The organism is Luteibacter sp. OK325, assembly GCF_003050935.1.
Taxonomy (GTDB): domain Bacteria; phylum Pseudomonadota; class Gammaproteobacteria; order Xanthomonadales; family Rhodanobacteraceae; genus Luteibacter.
Genome location: NZ_QAOX01000006.1, coordinates 294,730 through 311,080 on the forward strand (window position 1 = coordinate 294,730; position 16,351 = coordinate 311,080).

Annotated in this window: 16 protein-coding genes; 3 read left to right on the forward strand and 13 right to left on the reverse strand. The window is 65.4% G+C overall.

Features of this window, described 5'->3' with window-relative positions; genetic code table 11:
• Window positions 1-34: 34 nt before the first annotated feature.
• Genes C8J98_RS14970 through surE form a run of 4 tightly spaced genes read right to left on the reverse strand, consistent with a single transcriptional unit; the run spans window position 35 to window position 3,189 of the window.
• Window positions 35-1,054 carry a peptidoglycan DD-metalloendopeptidase family protein gene (locus C8J98_RS14970; protein ID WP_107914010.1) on the reverse strand — a complete coding sequence of 340 codons (1,020 nt, stop codon included), beginning with the start codon at window positions 1,052-1,054 and terminating at the stop codon, window positions 35-37.
• Window positions 1,055-1,083: 29 nt separating this feature from the next.
• Entirely contained in the window at window positions 1,084-1,692 is a 609-nt protein-coding gene (locus C8J98_RS14975; protein WP_107913979.1) for a DedA family protein, read from the reverse strand.
• Window positions 1,693-1,721: 29 nt separating this feature from the next.
• Window positions 1,722-2,402 carry a protein-L-isoaspartate(D-aspartate) O-methyltransferase gene (locus C8J98_RS14980; RefSeq protein ID WP_107914011.1) on the reverse strand — a complete coding sequence of 227 codons (681 nt, stop codon included), beginning with the start codon at window positions 2,400-2,402 and terminating at the stop codon, window positions 1,722-1,724.
• 4 nt (window positions 2,403-2,406) lie between these two features.
• Window positions 2,407-3,189 carry a 5'/3'-nucleotidase SurE gene (surE, locus tag C8J98_RS14985; protein ID WP_107913980.1) on the reverse strand — a complete coding sequence of 261 codons (783 nt, stop codon included), beginning with the start codon at window positions 3,187-3,189 and terminating at the stop codon, window positions 2,407-2,409.
• A gap of 115 nt (window positions 3,190-3,304) precedes the next feature.
• Here surE and C8J98_RS14990 point away from each other — a divergent pair, with 115 nt between their 5' ends.
• On the forward strand, window positions 3,305-3,847 hold the full coding sequence (locus tag C8J98_RS14990; RefSeq protein ID WP_107913981.1) for a Smr/MutS family protein: 543 nt from the start codon (window positions 3,305-3,307) through the stop codon (window positions 3,845-3,847).
• 190 nt (window positions 3,848-4,037) lie between these two features.
• Here the strand turns inward: C8J98_RS14990 and truD are convergent, their stop codons facing one another.
• The 9 genes from truD to C8J98_RS15035 form a co-directional block, all read right to left on the reverse strand.
• A complete protein-coding gene (truD, locus tag C8J98_RS14995) occupies window positions 4,038-5,054 on the reverse strand; it encodes a tRNA pseudouridine(13) synthase TruD (RefSeq protein ID WP_107913982.1) in 1,017 nt (338 codons plus the stop codon).
• A 13-nt stretch (window positions 5,055-5,067) separates the two neighbouring features.
• Window positions 5,068-6,495, reverse strand: coding sequence for a magnesium transporter (gene mgtE / locus C8J98_RS15000; RefSeq protein WP_107913983.1), 1,428 nt, complete (start codon window positions 6,493-6,495; stop codon window positions 5,068-5,070).
• On the reverse strand, window positions 6,492-6,965 hold the full coding sequence (gene ispF / locus C8J98_RS15005; RefSeq protein ID WP_107913984.1) for a 2-C-methyl-D-erythritol 2,4-cyclodiphosphate synthase: 474 nt from the start codon (window positions 6,963-6,965) through the stop codon (window positions 6,492-6,494). Before ispF ends, mgtE begins: the two co-directional genes overlap by 4 nt.
• Window positions 6,965-7,654, reverse strand: a complete 690-nt coding sequence (gene ispD, locus C8J98_RS15010; protein ID WP_107913985.1) for a 2-C-methyl-D-erythritol 4-phosphate cytidylyltransferase — start codon at window positions 7,652-7,654, stop codon at window positions 6,965-6,967. Before ispD ends, ispF begins: the two co-directional genes overlap by 1 nt.
• The gene (gene ftsB, locus C8J98_RS15015) at window positions 7,654-7,983 is read right to left on the reverse strand and encodes a cell division protein FtsB (RefSeq protein ID WP_107914012.1); all 330 of its coding nucleotides are present in this window, start codon (window positions 7,981-7,983) and stop codon (window positions 7,654-7,656) included. Before ftsB ends, ispD begins: the two co-directional genes overlap by 1 nt.
• Before the next feature lie 23 nt (window positions 7,984-8,006).
• The gene (gene eno / locus C8J98_RS15020) at window positions 8,007-9,305 is read right to left on the reverse strand and encodes a phosphopyruvate hydratase (protein ID WP_107913986.1); all 1,299 of its coding nucleotides are present in this window, start codon (window positions 9,303-9,305) and stop codon (window positions 8,007-8,009) included.
• A gap of 10 nt (window positions 9,306-9,315) precedes the next feature.
• A complete protein-coding gene (locus C8J98_RS15025) occupies window positions 9,316-9,699 on the reverse strand; it encodes a hypothetical protein (protein WP_107913987.1) in 384 nt (127 codons plus the stop codon).
• Between the two features lie 67 nt (window positions 9,700-9,766).
• Window positions 9,767-10,597, reverse strand: coding sequence for a 3-deoxy-8-phosphooctulonate synthase (gene kdsA / locus C8J98_RS15030; RefSeq protein WP_107913988.1), 831 nt, complete (start codon window positions 10,595-10,597; stop codon window positions 9,767-9,769).
• Window positions 10,594-12,273 carry a CTP synthase gene (locus C8J98_RS15035; RefSeq protein WP_107913989.1) on the reverse strand — a complete coding sequence of 560 codons (1,680 nt, stop codon included), beginning with the start codon at window positions 12,271-12,273 and terminating at the stop codon, window positions 10,594-10,596. The genes kdsA and C8J98_RS15035 overlap by 4 nt, the downstream gene beginning before the upstream one ends.
• A 65-nt stretch (window positions 12,274-12,338) precedes the next feature.
• Between C8J98_RS15035 and C8J98_RS15040 the strand changes: the two genes are divergently transcribed.
• Both C8J98_RS15040 and parE read left to right on the forward strand, forming a co-directional pair.
• Window positions 12,339-14,138 carry an aminopeptidase P family protein gene (locus C8J98_RS15040; RefSeq protein WP_107913990.1) on the forward strand — a complete coding sequence of 600 codons (1,800 nt, stop codon included), beginning with the start codon at window positions 12,339-12,341 and terminating at the stop codon, window positions 14,136-14,138.
• A 207-nt stretch (window positions 14,139-14,345) separates the two neighbouring features.
• Complete coding sequence (gene parE, locus C8J98_RS15045) at window positions 14,346-16,235, forward strand: DNA topoisomerase IV subunit B (RefSeq protein ID WP_107913991.1); 1,890 nt, start codon at window positions 14,346-14,348, stop codon at window positions 16,233-16,235.
• Window positions 16,236-16,351 lie beyond the last annotated feature (116 nt).

A 16,351-nucleotide genomic window follows, 5' to 3' on the forward strand; every position in this document is an offset into this window, starting at 1 on the left:
ATGAATCGGCTCCTACCGAGCGAGGTCCGCCCGCCTATTTGGCGGGCAAATACTGCAGGGGGTCGACCGGGTTGCCGTCGCGGCGGATCTGGAACTGGAGTTCGTCGCGCGTCGCGCCGCTCGAGCCCATTTCCGCTACCGCCTGGCCAGCTTTCACCTTCTCGCCTTCCTTTACCAGTCGCTTTCGGTTGTGGCCGTAGGCGGAGAGGAAGCTGTCGCTGTGCTTGATGATGACCAGCTCGCCATAGCCGACCAGGCCATTGCCGCTGTAGACGACGACACCGTCGGCCGCCGAGCGCACCGGGTCGCCGGCCTTGCCGCCGATCTCGATACCGGGAATGGCGTCACTCGATGAAAACTTCTTCAACATCGTGCCGTCGGCAGGCCAACGCCAGGCGATGCCGCCCGCGTTGCGCGACGCGCCGCTGGTAACGATAGGCGTCGCCGCCGGGGGGTTCTCCACAGGCGCGGGTACCGGGGAGGGCACTGGCGCAGACGCATTCGCGCCGCCCGGCGGCGGGACTGGAACCGGAACCGGCACGGGGACCACGGATTCCGCAGGCTTGCCGGCCACGACCACAGGCGTGTTCGTCGTGGTTGCGGGTGCCGGCACGGCAGGGGGCGCCACATCGGCCTCAGTCACGCTCTGGAAGGCAGGCTGTGTCGGCGGAGGTGTCGCATGCGGCGTGCTGCCGCTGGGTGGCGGCGCCGCAACGACCACGGGAGCGGCGTGCGACGGAGCCGGCTTGGTCTCGTGCCCCTGCGGCGACAGCCGCAGGTCCTGCCCGGGCCAGATGGTGTACGGCGAAGCGATGCCGTTCCAACTGGCCAGGTCGCGGAAATCCACCTTATTGCGGAAAGCGATGCTGTAGAGCGTGTCGCCCTTCATGACCCGGTAGCTGCCGCCCGGGGGCGCCGGGGAAGGCGTAGCGGTATGCGTCGGCGCATAGCCACCCGGGCTTCGCGTGACGACGACGGAACTACGCGTGACATCACAACCGGCCAGGACCACGGCGGCCGACAGCACGCCCGCCAGGGCGAGCGGACGAATCATGAGCATCGCGGATTTCCTTTCACGGGCACTCATCGCAGCAGGAACCACCAGACGGCCAGGAGGACGACTGCCACGATAGCAGCCCAACCTATCCACTCTATGTGTTTATGCAGGACCCGCTCCGCGCGTTCACCGAACAGCCGGACGAGCAACGCCAGCAGCCAGACCCGCTTGCCGCGGCCAATGAGTACGCAGAGCAGGAAGGGCAACAGCGGCACGCCGACGATGCCGGCGGCCCAGGTCACGAACTTCATCGGCACCACGGGCTGCAGAGCCGCCATCGCGAGCACGACGTACAGCGCGAACGAATGTGAGGCCATGTCGGCTTGCAGGCTGGCGACGCCCTTTTCGATCGGCGCGAGCAGATGCATCGAGTCGAGCAGCGGCTTCAGTGCCTCGTAGGCATAGTGGCCGAGCATGTAGCCGACCACCGAACCTGCCAGCGAAAACAGCAGGCTCCAGTTCGCATAGCGGAATGCCTTGCGCGGCTCGGCCAGCATCATCGGCGCGAGCATCACTTCGGGCATGATCGGGAAAATGAACGCTTCGACGAAGGACAGGCCTGCGAGGTAGCGGACCGCATGACGATGGCGTGCCCAGACGATGGCGCGTTCGTAGAGCGAAGCGAACATCCGCATTCAGCGGGTTTCCCTGTAGTGGAGGCGCATCAACCGATGCCGCCGAGTAAGGGCACGAAACTGACCGCGCCCAGTTCTTCCCGGATCACTTCGCCGTCTTCGCCCTTGCGCAGGCGCAACAACACTTGCTGGCTCGGGCCGCCCACCGGGGCGACAAGTATCCCGCCCGGCTTGAGTTGGTCGAGTAGTTTCATCGGCACGCGATCGCCGGCGGCGGTGAGGATGATGGCGTCGAACGGTGCGTCCGACTCCCAACCCAGCTTGCCGTCGTCGTGGCGCGAGCGGAGGTTTTCGATTCCAAGCTGACGGAACCGGCGGCGCGCCTGGCGCAGCAGCTCTTCGATCCGCTCCACCGTATAGACCGTGGTCACGATGCCGGCGAGCACGGCAGCCTGGTAGCCAGAGCCCGTGCCGATTTCGAGCACGCGCTCGGGTACGCCGTGTTCGATCAGCGCCTCGGTCATGCGGGCGACGATCCAGGGCTGGGAAATGGTCTGGCCATGCCCGATCGGTAGTGCGGTGTTTTCATAGGCGCGCGAATGCAACGCCTGGTCGATGAAGTGATGTCGCGGCAGTTGCCGGATGACTTCGAGGACGCGGTCGTCGCGAATACCTTCCTCGACCAGCTTCGCGACCAGGCGGTCGCGCGCGCGCTGCGAGGTCATCCCCTCGCCGCGTAGGGCCGAGGCTGGCAGGGCATGCAGGTTCACCACTTCAGGCCGCCTCCTCGTTACCCATCGCCGAAGACAGCGGGAGCATCCAGCTGCTGACTTTTTCCAGCGCCTGGAAACGGGTCAGGTCGGTGTGGATCGGGGTGACCGACACGAAGCCGCGGCTGACCGCGTTGAAATCGGTGCCGGGGCCGGCATCGTCGATTTCGCCCGGTGGCCCGATCCACCACATGGTGCGGCCGCGCGGATCTTCGGTGCGGATGGCCGGCGCCGCGCGATGGCGCTTGCCCAGCCGGGTGACCTCGAAACCGCGAATGTCTTCCCACGGGAGGTCGGGCACGTTCACATTGAGAATGGTGTCGGCCGGGAGCGGGTCGACGATCAGGCGACGCATGATCATGAGTACCGCGCTTGCCGCCGAATCGAAGTGACGGCCGGAGCCCTCCTTCGTGACCAGGGAAACGGCGATAGCGGGAAGACCGAGGAAGCGCCCTTCCATAGCGGCCGAGACCGTGCCGGAGTAGATGACATCGTCACCGAGGTTGGCGACATTGTTGATGCCGGAGACGACGATGTCGGTCTCGTGGTCAAGCATGCCCGCCAGCGCGAGGTGGACGCAGTCCGTCGGCGTGCCTGCGACGCGGTAGAACCCGTTCTCCATGCGATTGGCCCGGATAGGGGCATCGAGGGTGAGCGAATTGCTCGCGCCGGAGCGATCGCGGTCAGGGGCGACCACGGTCACCGTGCCGAACTCGGCCAGGCGCCCGGCAAGGATCCGGATGCCCGGAGCCTCTACGCCGTCGTCGTTGCTAACCAGAACTTGCATGCTGATCCAGATCGAAAATCGGGTGCGGCGACCCTATATCTACCAGGTCGCCCGACCTGTCCAAGTCTACCGGAGCGGGCAGCGGGATTCACGAAACGCGGCTAGGATGAGGGTAATGAAGCGACGCGCGCCACCTCTTCTTGACGACGACAGCCGGCTCTTTCGGGAGGCGATCGGCGACGTTCGGCCCATGGCGCCCGTCGAGTCGCTGCCTGAGCGCCCGCGCCCCGAACCGTATCCGCACATGCGCGACGCCGATGAGGCCGCCGTACCAGCGGAATCGCTGCTGTTCGACTACGACCCCGCCGACCTGGAAGTGGGCGAAGAGCTGTCGTACCTGCGTGACGGCTACCCGCCGAAACTGCTCAAGCAACTCAAGCGCGGGCAGTTCAGCATCCAGGCCGACGTGGACCTGCACCAGATGAACGCCGCCGCGGCACAGATGACGATCGCCGAGTTCCTCGCCGAATGTCGCCACGACGGTATCCGTTGTGTGCGGATCATCCACGGCAAAGGCTTGCGCTCCAGGGCCGCGGGTCCGGTGCTGAAGGGCCTGACCGACCGCCTGCTGCGGCGGCGCGATGACGTGGTGGCGTTTGCCTCCGCCCGGCCAATGCAGGGTGGCACCGGCGCGGTCGTCGTCCTGCTCAAAGGCTGAGTCTGCGGCATTTCTGTAGGAGCCGATTCATCGGCGATCCCGCGGCAGCGGGTCCGGTTACGGCTAGCACCCATTCGCCGATGAATCGGCTCCTACAGAAAACCTGCGCAGGCCTTGTGTGGGAGCCGCTTCAGCGGCGATAGCCAGGTTGCCTCGAGGCCATCGCCGCTGAAGCGGCTCCCACAAGGAGTTACACGGTCGCGGCCACTTCCCGAAGAACCGTCGTCGCATAGGCCCCCGCCGGCAGCCCGAACGACACCTCCAGCGCGCCGTCATCCAGCCAGCGCCATGCCAGATCGCGCGGCAGTAACCGCAGCGCCCGGCGCTCCTGGTCCATCCGTGCCCCAGCCAGCCCCTTCGCCAGGTCCTCATCACGTGCGGCCACCGCACGCTCGAGTTCACCGACGGCACCGGTGCTCGGCGGCTCGCCATCGCCCCACAACGGCCCCGACGGATGGATATCGAAGCGCGCGAGACGCTCGGCCAGCGTGTCGTTGAACTCTTCCGGCCCGAACCACGAGCGCGAGCCCTCCAATGACCAGATTTCACCATCCATCGGCGCGTCCCACTGCCCTGCCCCGACGCGCTCCGCCAGCACGCCATTGAAGATGTGCGAGCGCGCGGCCGAGAGCAGGATGGAACGTTTGTCGCGATCGACGCGGCGACCGCCGAACATCTGCTTCGCTTGCGCCACGTTGTTGCCGCCGAGACCGAATCGCTGCTCGCCGAAGTAATTGGGCACGCCACGCTTCGCCATGGCGGCGAGCCGTTCCTCGGCGGCGGCACGATCACCCTCCACTTCACGCAGCACCAGCACGAAGCGGTTGCCGCGCAGCGCACCCCGCTTGATCTTGCGCGAATGGCGACCCGCCGAAAGGATCTTCATGTCCTCGGACGGCAAGGCCGACCAGTCCGGATCGGCCTTGCCAGGCAGGTGCACGGTAAACACCTGGCGCGTAACCGCGTGGCGATCCTTCATTCCCGCATAGCCGACATTCATCGGCTGGATGCCGGCGAACTTCGCCAGTTCGCGCGCCACCCACTCCGTGTTAGCACCGCGTTTTTCGACCAGCAGGAAGGCATGCTCGCCGGCGCCGTCGGCCTCATAGCCGAGGATTTCCTCGACGAAGAAATCCTCGGGCGCCGAGCGCAGTCGGCCACGCAGCGGCGGTGCGCCGAAGGCGAAAGGTAGTTCGTTGTCTGTCATGTCTTACGGCCTTCTAGAGCAGGAAAATCGTCGCCAGCCCCAGGAAAATGAAGAAACCGCCGCTATCGGTCACGGCGGTGATGAGCACGCTGGAGCCCAGCGCGGGATCGCGACCGAGCTTGATCATCAGCATGGGAATGCCCACGCCCATGAAGGCCGCGAGCAGGAGATTCAGTGTCATGGCGGCGGTCATGACCAGGCCGAGCGCGGGGTTGCCGTAGAGCAGCCACGCCGCGATACCGATGGCGCCGCCCCAGACCACGCCGTTGAACAGGGACACGCCGAGTTCCTTCCGCCACAGCCGGCGCACCTGCGAGGTACCGACCTGCTCCAGCGCCATGGCCCGAACGATCATGGTGATGGTCTGGTTACCCGAATTACCGCCGATGCCAGCGACGATGGGCATCAGCGCAGCTAATGCCACCAGCTTCTCGATGGAGTGTTCGAACAGGCCGATGACACGCGACGCGACGAAGGCGGTCACAAGATTAATCGCCAGCCATGCCCAGCGGTTGCGCACGGACTTCCACACGGAGGCGAAAATATCTTCCTCTTCACGCAGACCACCGCGCGAAAGCGCTTCGGTTTCGCTTTCCTCACGGATGAAGTCCAGCATCGCATCCACGGCGATACGGCCGATCAGGCGCATGCCTGCATCCACCACGGGTGCGGTGATCAGGTCGTAGCGCTCGAAGGCCTGGGCCACGTCGTAGGCGTCATCTTCAGGACGGAACGTGTTCACGTCGGGCGCCATGATCTCGCGGACCATCTTGTCCGGCGAATTCACCAGCAGCCAGTGCAGCGGCAGCACACCGGTCAGCACGCTGTCCACGTTGACCACGAAGAGTTTGTCGGTCTGCGCGGGCAATTCGTCGAAACGGCGCAGGTAACGCAGCACCACCTCGAGGCTGATGTCCTCGCGGATGGTGACCATGTCGAAGTCCATCAGCGCGCCGACCTGGTCGTCCTCATAGGACATGGCGGCCTGTACGCGCTCACGGTCCTGCGCGTCGAGGCTGGCCATGAGTTCAGGCAGCACTTCGGTCGGCAGATCGTCGACAAGGTCGGCAAGTTCGTCCGCATCGAGCGGTTCGACAGCCGCGAGGATCTCGCGATCGTCCATGTCCGCGATGAGCGATTCGCGCACCGAGTCCGAGACTTCGAGCAGGATGTCACCGTCGCGGTCGCTGCGGATCAGCTGCCATACCGCCAGGCGATCCTGGAGTGGCAGCGATTCGAACACATCCGCCAGATCAGCCGGATGCAGGCCGTCGAGGAGTGCCTGCAGTTCCGCATCGGCCGCACCGAGGGGCGAATCATCGCGATCCGGCGCCGCGCCGGCGAATGCCAGCAGCCCTTCGCGCCGGCGCAGGAGGTCGGTAATCGCCTCCAGCCTGTCGTGAAGACGCGGCGTCGCGGTGCGTGACTCGCTCTCGCTCATGACCGCTGCACCAGCACCGTCGCCAGGGCAGCGATGCCCTCGCGGCGACCGGTGAAACCCAGGGTTTCCGTCGTCGTCGCCTTGATGCTGATGGCGTCGATGTCGACACCGAGATCGGCGGCGATCACTTCACGCATGGCCTGCGCGTGCGGGCCCACCTTGGGTGCCTCGCAGATCACGGTGATGTCGGCATTGCCGAGCGTATAACCGCGTTCGACGAGCATGGCGGCCACGGCACGAACGAAGCTGCGGCTGTCCGCACCACGCCACTTCTCGTCCGACGGCGGAAAATGCTTGCCGATGTCGCCCAGCGCCAGCGCACCGAGCAGTGCATCGCAAAGCGCATGCAAAACGACGTCGCCGTCCGAATGCGCAAGCACACCCTGCGAATGCGCCACGCGCACGCCGCCGAGCATCACGTGGTCGCCTTCACCGAAGGCGTGGACATCGAATCCCTGTCCGATACGCATTACCGAGTTCTCCCGAGCAGGAACTCCGCCAGCGCGAAATCCGCCGGCGTGGTCACCTTGATGTTGTCTTCCGACCCTTCCACCAGCAAGGGCATGACACCCGTGCGCTCCATCGCCATGGCCTCGTCACTGACGACGATACCGTCGGTGGCGGCAAGGCCAAGTGCATGCGCCAGCGCGCCACGCCGGAACATCTGCGGCGTGAACGCCCGCCAGCGACCTTCGCGCGGTTCGGTGGCGGTGCTGTGACAGGTGGCGTCCGCGCGCTTGAGGGTATCGCGCAAGGGCGCGCCAAGCAGGCCGCCCTCGCCCTTCCCCGCCTGCTCGATCAGGCGGGTGATGTCGTCGGCGCGCACGCACGGGCGCGCGGCGTCGTGGACGAGTACGAAATGATCGTGCGCGACGACAGCCGGCAACGCGAGGACGCCGGCCAGCACCGAATCGCTGCGTTCGCCGCCGCCTAAGGCGACGACGAGGGGTTTGCCACCGATGGCATCGACGGCAGAAAAATGAGGGTCGCCCGCCGCAATGACGACGACCAGCCCGGCAATGCACGGATGTGCCGCCAGGCGTTCAAGCGTGTGGTCGAGCAAGGGCCGACCGCCCAGGGCCTGGTACTGCTTCGGCCGGTCACCACCCGCCCGGACGCCTTTGCCGGCGGCCGGTACCACGCACCAGAGGGCATCCATCACTGGGTGCCGGGACCGACGGGCGGCGGGGGCGGCGGCGCACTGGTCGCCGCTCCCGGCTCGACGATCTGGTAGAACGTCTCGTTCGGCTTGATCAGGCCAAGTTCCTGGCGCGCACGCGCTTCGGTGGCCTGCTCACCATGCTTGAGATCTTCCACGTCCGCGGCAAGCGCCTGGTTGCGCTTGAGCAGCACGGCGTTCTCCTCGGTCTGTTTCTGGACCGACGCACGCAGCGAATCGACCTCGGCCATGCCCCCACCGCCGACCCACAGCTTCAGCTGCAGCGCGATGAGGATGATGACGAGGATCAGTCCGATCCAGCGCAGGATTGCCGCGTTGCTCAAGGCACGACTCAGCCGGGCAGCTTGGACAGGCTCGGGAACGCGTCCCGGCCGGCGTAGCGAGCCTTCGTGCCGAGGGCTTCCTCGATGCGCAGCAGCTGGTTGTACTTGGCCACGCGATCGGTGCGGCACAGCGAACCGGTCTTGATCTGGGTCGCGGTGGTGGCCACGGCGATGTCCGAGATGGTGGTGTCTTCGGTTTCACCCGAACGATGCGAGACGATGGCCGCGTACTTCGCGCGGTTCGCCATGGCGATCGCTTCGAGCGTTTCGGACAAGGTGCCGATCTGGTTGACCTTGATCAGGATGGCGTTGGCGATCTTCTTGTCGATGCCTTCCTGGAAAATCTTCGGATTGGTGACGAAGAGATCGTCGCCGACCAGCTGGATGCCTTCGCCGATCGCCCTGGTCAGGTGAGCCCAACCGATCCAGTCGCCTTCGGCCATGCCATCTTCGATGGTGACGATGGGGTACTGCCTGGACCACGAAGCCAGCGTGTCGACCCACTGCTCCGGCGTGAACACCTTGCCCTCGCCTTCGAGATCGTACTTGCCGTCCTTGAAGAACTCCGAGCTGGCCACGTCGAGGCCCAGCAGGATGTCGCTACCGACCTTGTAGCCGGTCTTGTTCACGGCTTCGAGGATAGTGTCCAGCGCTTCCACGTTGGACTTCAGGTTCGGCGCGAAGCCACCTTCGTCACCCACCGAGGTGTTCAGGCCGCGACCCTTCAGCACCGACTTCAGCGCGTGGAAAATCTCGGCACCGTAGCGCAGCGCTTCGGCGAAATTCGGCGCACCGACCGGCAGCACCATGAACTCCTGCACGTCGACGTTGTTGTCCGCATGCGCACCGCCGTTGATGATGTTCATCATCGGCACCGGCAGCGAGCCGCCACCGTCGACCATCAGGTACTGCCACAGTGCCTGCTTCTTCGAAGCGGCGACGGCGTGGGCGGCAGCCATGGAAACACCGAGCAGTGCATTGGCACCCAGGTTGCCCTTGTTGTCGGTGCCGTCGAGGGCGATGAGCTTGGCGTCAAGGCCCTTCTGGTCGGCGGCGTCGAAACCGGCAAGCGCCTTGGCGATCGTCGTGTTGACGTTGCCGACCGCCCTGGTCACGCCCTTGCCGTCGTAGCGCTTCTTGTCGCCGTCGCGCAGCTCCACGGCCTCACGCGTACCGGTGGATGCGCCGCTGGGCACCGCCGCGCGACCGAAGGAACCGTCGGCCAGGGTGATCTCGGCTTCGAGGGTGGGATTACCGCGGGAATCGAGGATTTCGCGGGCGTGGATCTTGGTGATATCGGTGGTCATGCGGTTCCCGTTACGAGTTGGAATGACGAAAGAAAGTACCGAGGAACGCGAGTCCCACGGTACCGATCAGGATGAAAGCATTGAGTCCCAGCCCGATCGCGCCGAACGTGCGGCGGCGGTCCTGCCGGCGCAGGGCGACGATGCCCAGCACGAGGCCGACGAAGGCAAGGATGAGAAAGGCGCAGAGAACGAGGCCGACGACACCGAACACTTCCATGTGCTGTTCGGGATCGCCCGAAGCGACCATCAGCGCGGCGAAGGAAATGCCGGCGAGGACGACAAGCCCGGAAACCAGGGCGATGACGAACGAGGCGATGCCGTGACCCGACTGCGGCAGACGCACCGCGCGCTGGCGAGGTTCGCCCGCGACATGGATCCCGTTGTCCTCGACCATCCAGCCCGTCTCCCCGGGACCTTTGCGGTCCCGCTATACCGTCAATCATACCGTTCCGGAGGAACGATCAAGCGTGGTTCTTGAATCCGCGACGCTTTACGGCGCCGTCGAGCTCCATGAGGGTCTCGAGCAGCTCTTCCATCTGGTCGAGCGGCCAGGCATTCGGGCCGTCGCTCAGGGCCTTGGAGGGATCCGGATGGGTCTCGGCGAACAGGCCGGAGACGCCCACGGCGACCGCCGCGCGCGCCAGCACCGGCACGAATTCGCGCTGCCCGCCCGAGCTGGTGCCCTGCCCGCCCGGCAGCTGCACCGAATGGGTGGCATCGAATACCACCGGGCAGTTGGTCTCGCGCATGACAGCGAGCGAACGCATGTCGGAAACCAGGTTGTTGTAACCGAAGCTGGCGCCGCGCTCGCAGACGAGGATGTCGTGGTTGCCGACATCGAACGCCTTCTGCACCACGTTCGTCATGTCCCAAGGGGCGAGGAACTGGCCCTTCTTGATGTTCACCGGCTTGCCGGCCTTCGCGACGTTCTGGATGAAGTCGGTCTGGCGGCAGAGGAAGGCCGGGGTCTGCAGCACATCGACGACGGCGGCGACCTCGTTCATCGGGGTGTATTCGTGCACGTCGGTGATCACCGGCACGCCGATCTGCTTCTTCACGGCGTCGAGCACCTTGAGGCCTTCTTCAAGGCCGGGGCCACGAAAGCTGCCGCCGGAGGAACGGTTGGCCTTGTCGAAGCTCGACTTGAAGATGAAGTTGATGCCGAGGCGATCGGTGATCTCCTTCAGCTTGCCGGCGACATCGAGCTGGAGCTGCATCGACTCGATGACACACGGACCGGCGATCAGGAACAGCGGCTGGTCGAGGCCGACTTCGAAACCACAGAGCTTCATGCAGCGGACTCCTCGGAACGGATGGCGAGTTTCTCGCCGTCACGGACGGCCTTGTACTCGCGGGCCGCGCGAACGAAACCGATGAACAGGGGATGGCCTTCGCGCGGCGTGGAGGTGAATTCCGGATGCGCCTGGCAACCGAGGAACCACGGATGCACATGGCGCGGAAGCTCGACGATCTCGACCAGGAGATCGTCCATCGACTTGCCCGAGATGACCATGCCGAGGTCTTCGAACGACTGGCGGTAACGGTTATTGAATTCGTAGCGGTGACGATGGCGCTCGCGCACTACGTCTTCGCCGTAGAGCTCACGCGCCAGCGTGCCGGCCTTGAGGCGGCATTCCTGCGCACCCAGGCGCATGGTGCCGCCGAGGTCGGAGCGCTCGGTGCGCTGCTCGGTCTCGCCGGTGGCCGTGGTCCATTCGGTGATCAGCGCGATGACGGGATCCGGCGTGTTGCGATCGTTCTCGCTCGAATCCGCCTGCTCGAGCCCCGCCGTGTTGCGCGCGAACTCGACCACGGCAGCATGCATGCCATAGCAGATGCCGAAATAAGGAATACCGGTTTCGCGCGCGAACTGCGCCGCGAGGATCTTGCCTTCGAAACCACGCTTGCCGAAGCCGCCCGGCACGAGGATAGCGTCGGCGTCACCGAGCACCGTGCGTGCGCCGCGCGCTTCCACGTCCTCGGAGTCCACCCAGTGCAGGTTCACGCGGGCGGACTGGTTGATGCCGCCATGACGAAGCGCTTCAGCCAGCGACTTGTAGGCGTCCTTGTGCTCGACATACTTGCCGACGATGGCCACGTTGACTTCGTCGCGCGGATGCTCAACGGCTTCGACCGTGCGGATCCAGCTGGAGAGATCGGCCGGACCGGCGTCGAGGCCCAGGCGCTTGATGACGAGTTCGTCCAGGCCCTGCTCATGAAGCCACATCGGCAGCTTGTAGATGACGTCGACATCGATCGTGCTGATGACGGCGTTCTTCGGCACGTTGGTGAACAGCGCGATCTTGTGGCGCTCGGCGTCCGGCAACGGCTCTTCGCAGCGGCACAGGAGCACATCGGCCTGGATACCGATCGAGCGCAGCTCCTTCACCGAATGCTGGGTCGGCTTGGTCTTGATCTCGCCGGCGGCCTTGATATACGGGACCAGGGTGAGGTGCACGAACATGCACTTCTCCGCGCCGTGCTCGATACGCAACTGGCGGATGGCCTCGAGGAACGGCAGCGATTCGATATCGCCCACGGTGCCGCCCACTTCCACCAGCGCCACGTCGTAACCGCGCGTCGCCTCGTGGATGGAGTGCTTGATCTCGTCAGTGATGTGCGGGATGACCTGCACCGTCGCGCCGAGGTAATCGCCGCGACGTTCCTTGCGGATGACCGATTCGTAGATCTTGCCGGCGGTGATCGAATTCTTGCCGGTGAGGCGGGTGCGGACGAAGCGCTCGTAATGGCCCAGGTCCAGGTCGGTCTCGGCACCGTCGTCGGTGACATAGACCTCACCGTGCTGGAAGGGACTCATGGTGCCCGGATCCACGTTGATGTACGGATCGAGCTTCATCATGGTGACGGAGAGACCGCGTGCCTCGAGAATGGAGGCAAGCGACGCCGCTGCGATGCCCTTCCCTAGGGAAGACACCACACCGCCGGTGACGAAAATCAGGGGAGTCATGCGAGCAGCCAGTGCTGGAAATCGGTATTTTACACGAATCGGAGCTGTCGTTTTACCATCGGGGAATGACCGCCCAGCCCATCCCCGCCCGTCTCGAAGCCCTCCGCGCCGCCATGGCCCGCGCAGGTGTCGCCGCCGTCGTCGTCCCCACCGCCGACCCCCACCTGTCCGAGTACCTGCCGCCACGCTGGCAGGCCAGGGAATGGCTGTCCGGCTTCACCGGCTCGTCCGGCACCCTGGTCGTAACCGCGACCGGCGGCGGCCTGTGGACCGATTCCCGTTACTTCTCCCAGGCGGAACAGGAACTTGCCGGTAGCGGCCTGCCCCTGATGCGACTGAATGTGGCGCACACGCCGGAGCACGTCGGCTGGCTTGTCGACCAACTCGGCCCGGGCGATGTGGTTGCCGCGGCGGGCGACAGCCTGGCCGTTTCCGGCGCCGAAAGCCTCGCCAGTCGGCTTGGCGCGACGGGCGCCACGCTGCGCACCGACCTGGACCTGCCCGCCGCGATCTGGTCTGAACGGCCCGGCCGGCCCCATGCTCCCGTTTTCGTCCACGCGGCGCCCTTCGCGGCGGTCGACCGCGCGGACAAGCTGCGCCACGTACGAACGGCCATGCGCCGGGCCGGCGCGACCCACCATCTGCTCTCCAGCCTCGATGACATCGCCTGGCTGACCAACCTGCGCGGTGCCGACGTCGAGTACAACCCGGTCTTCCTGGCCCACTTCCTCCTCGACGATGACAAAGCCACCCTCTTCATCGACGCTGCCAAGGTCCCGACCGAGGTAAAACGCGAACTGACCGCGGATGGCATCGCCCTGGCGGATTACGGTACGACGGCCTCGGCCATCGCCGCCCTGCCAGACGATGCGGTGCTCCTGATCGATGCCGGCCGTGTGGTCGTATCCATTCTCGAGGGTCTCCCCGCCACGGTGCGGCAGATCCGCGCGCCGCACCCGTCCACGGCGCAGAAGGCGCGCAAGACGACCGAGGAGCTCGATCACATCCGCGACGTGATGCGCCGGGATGGCGCGGCGCTGGCCCATGCCTTCCGCCGCATAGAAGCAGGTGTCGCCGCCGGTGAGCCGCTAAGCGAACTGGACGTCGACACCATCGTGCGCGAGGCCCGGGCCGCCCAGACGGGCTTTATCGGCGAGAGCTTCTCGACCATCGCCGCCTACCAGGCCAATGGCGCCCTGCCGCACTACCGGGCCACGGAAGAGCATTTCAGCCCACTCGCGGCGAAGGGCCTGCTGCTGATCGATTCGGGCGGCCAGTACCTCGGCGGCACCACCGATATCACCCGTGTGCTCGCCCTGGGTCCCGTCACCGACGAGCAGCGGCGTGACTCGACGCTCGTGCTGAAGGGCATGATCGGGCTGTCGCGCGCACGCTTTCCCAAGGGTGCCAGCGGCCCGCAGCTTGACGCCCTCGCCCGCGCGCCGCTGTGGGCGGCCGGCATGGACTTCGGCCACGGTACGGGCCACGGGGTGGGCTACTTCCTCAACGTGCATGAGGGCCCTCACAGCATCCGTCCGCCCCGGGGTGGCGTGGGGCTGGTGCCGCTGGAGACCGGCATGATCACCTCAATCGAGCCGGGCCTGTACAAGCCGGGCCGTTACGGTATTCGCCACGAGAACCTCGCGGTGGTGACCCAGGCGGACAGCACCGAGTTTGGCGACTTCTTCGCCTTCGAAACGCTCACCCTGTGCCCGTTCGACCGTCGCGGCCTCGAACCGCGCCTGCTCGAGCCTTCGGAGCGCGCCTGGCTGGACGACTACCACGCCACCGTACGTGCCGCCCTGTCGCCCTTGCTTGACGGCGCCGACCGCGAATGGCTCGAGTGGCACTGCGCGCCGCTTTGATGGGTGCTCAGCTTTCCCTGTAGGAGCGGATTCATCGGCGATCCCGCGGCAGTGGGTCAGACTGTCGCAAGCACCCGATCGCCGATGAATCGGCTCCTACAGAAATCGCCCACAGGAATCTCGCCAGCTGATACGCCACACCCTCAGGCTTGACCATTCCAGTGACCTGACCCCATCCTGCCCGGCTACGAACGGCCTCGATACCCCATGAATACTCGCTACAACGCTGCAGACATCGAAGTCCTCAGCGGCCTTGACCCGGTCAAGCGCCGCCCCGGCATGTACACCGACACCTCGCGGCCCAACCACCTGGCTCAGGAAGTCATCGACAACTCGGTCGACGAAGCCCTCGCCGGCCATGCGAAGACCATCGACGTCACGGTATTCAACGACGGCTCGGTCGAAGTCACCGATGACGGTCGCGGCATGCCGGTGGATATCCATCCCGAAGAGGGCGTGCCCGGCATCGAACTGATCCTCACGCGCCTGCATGCCGGCGGCAAGTTCTCGAACAAGAACTATGCCTTCTCCGGCGGCCTCCACGGCGTGGGTGTGTCGGTAGTCAATGCGCTGTCGCACAAGGTGGACGTGACCATCCGTCGCGATGGCCAGGAATACCGCATGAGCTTCGCCAACGGCGACCGCTCCAGCGAGCTCGAAGTCATCGGCACCGTTCCCAAGAAGAAGACCGGCACCACGCTGCGGTTCTGGCCGGACGCGAAGTACTTCGACACACCGAAGATCCTCGTTTCCAAGCTCAAGCACTTGCTGCGCGCCAAGGCCGTGCTCTGCGCGGGCCTCACGGTACGCCTGCTCGACGAAGCCTCCGGCGAAACCACCGAGTGGTACTTCGAAGACGGCCTGCCCGACTACCTGCGCGGTGAATTGCAGGGCGCGGAAGCGCTGCCGTCCGGCCTCTTCGTCAAGCACTTCGCTCGCGAAACCGATGCACTCGACGTTGCCCTCGCCTGGCTGCCGGAAGGCGACCTGGTGCAGGAAAGCTACGTCAACCTGATTCCCACCGCGCAGGGCGGCACGCATGTGAACGGCCTGCGTTCCGGCCTCACCAATGCCATCCGCGAGTTCTGCGACCTGCGCAGCCTGCTGCCGCGCGGCGTGAAGCTGGCGCCGGAAGATGTCTGGGAGCGCCTGGCCTTCGTGCTCAGCGTCAAGCTGCAGGACGCCCAGTTCGCTGGCCAGACGAAGGAACGCCTGTCCTCGCGTGCCGCTGCCGGCATCGTCGAGGGCGTAGTGCACGACGCCTTCAGCCTGTGGCTGAACCAGCACGTGGAAACCGGCGAGAAAATCGCCCAGCTCGCCATCGAACGCGCCAGCGCACGCCTGAAGGCCGCCAAACAGGTAGTCCGCAAGAAGATCACCTCCGGCCCTGCCCTGCCCGGCAAACTCGCCGACTGTGCCTCCACCGATCTCACCCGCACCGAAATCTTCCTCGTCGAGGGCGATTCGGCCGGCGGCTCGGCCAAGCAGGCACGTGACAAGGACTTCCAGGCGATCCTTCCGCTACGCGGCAAGATCCTCAACACCTGGGAAGTGGAATCGAACGCCGTACTCGCGTCGCAGGAAGTGCACGACCTCGCCGTCGCCATCGGCTGCGATCCCGGCAAGGATGACCTCAGCGGCCTGCGTTACGGCAAGGTAGTCATCCTCGCCGACGCGGATTCCGACGGCCTGCACATCGCCACGCTCCTATCCGCCCTGTTCCTCAAGCACTTCCCCACCCTGGTCAGCCTGGGCCACGTGTTCGTCGCCATGCCGCCGCTATTCCGCGTGGACGTGGGCAAGCAGGTGTTTTATTGCCTGGACGAAGAAGAGAAGCGCCTGATGCTGGAAAAGGTCGAGCGGGAGAAGATGAAGGGCGCGGTCAGCGTCACTCGCTTCAAGGGCCTGGGCGAAATGAATCCGGCACAGCTGCGCGAATCCACCGTCCACCCGGATACGCGTCGCCTGGTGCAGCTCACCATTGAAGCCGACGACGGCACGGCCAAGCTGATGGACATGTTGCTGGCCAAGAAGCGCGCGAGCGACCGCAAGCAGTGGCTGGAAGACAAGGGCGACCTGGCTACCCTCGAGGTTTAAATCTTCCTGTAGGAGCCGATGTGCAGTGGTCTAATTTTCCTGGACACCCATGTAGGAGCAAAATCCCTACCGAGGTGACCCATGGGATATCGACCGATCGACCCGGCGCTCAAGCG